Below are 1,048 nucleotides of genomic sequence, written 5' to 3' on the forward strand. Positions count from 1 at the left end.
GACCAGATCGATAACGCACCGGAAGAAAAAGCACGTGGTATCACCATCAACACCTCTCACGTTGAGTACGATACCCCGACTCGTCACTACGCGCACGTTGACTGCCCAGGGCACGCCGACTACGTGAAAAACATGATCACCGGTGCTGCGCAGATGGACGGCGCAATCCTGGTTGTTGCTGCGACTGACGGCCCGATGCCGCAGACCCGTGAGCACATCCTGCTGGGTCGTCAGGTAGGCGTTCCGTACATCATCGTGTTCCTGAACAAATGCGACATGGTTGATGACGAAGAGCTGCTGGAACTGGTTGAGATGGAAGTGCGTGAGCTGCTGTCTCAGTACGACTTCCCAGGCGACGACACCCCGGTAATCCGTGGTTCTGCGCTGAAAGCGCTGGAAGGCGAAGCAGAGTGGGAAGACAAGATCGTTGAACTGTCTGAAGCCCTGGACAGCTACATCCCAGAGCCAGAGCGTGCGATTGACAAGCCGTTCCTGCTGCCTATCGAAGACGTATTCTCCATCTCCGGCCGTGGTACTGTTGTTACCGGTCGTGTAGAGCGCGGTATCGTTAAAGTAGGTGAAGAAGTTGAAATCGTTGGTATCAAAGATACCGCGAAATCCACCTGTACCGGCGTTGAAATGTTCCGCAAACTGCTGGACGAAGGCCGTGCGGGTGAGAACGTTGGTGTTCTGCTGCGTGGTATCAAGCGTGAAGAGATCGAGCGTGGCCAGGTACTGGCTAAGCCGGGCTCCATCAAGCCGCACACCAAGTTCGAATCTGAAGTGTACATCCTGTCCAAAGAAGAAGGCGGCCGTCATACTCCGTTCTTCAAAGGCTACCGTCCGCAGTTCTACTTCCGTACTACTGACGTGACTGGCACCATCGAACTGCCGGAAGGCGTTGAGATGGTAATGCCGGGCGACAACATCAAAATGGTTGTTACCCTGATCCACCCGATCGCAATGGACGACGGTCTGCGTTTCGCAATCCGTGAAGGCGGCCGTACTGTTGGTGCGGGCGTTGTTGCTAAAGTTATCGCTTAATCGC

At 55.1% G+C, this 1,048-nt stretch carries 1 protein-coding gene; it reads left to right on the forward strand.

Annotated features, from left to right (window positions below):
• Positions 1–1,044, forward strand: a 1,044-nt coding sequence (gene tuf, locus CYR32_RS21175) for an elongation factor Tu (protein ID WP_101827044.1), incomplete at its 5' end; no start/stop codon positions are given.
• Between the last annotated feature and the right edge of the window lie 4 nt (positions 1,045–1,048).

This window comes from Chimaeribacter coloradensis (assembly GCF_002858715.1).
Classification (GTDB): Bacteria; Pseudomonadota; Gammaproteobacteria; order Enterobacterales; family Enterobacteriaceae; genus Chimaeribacter; species Chimaeribacter coloradensis.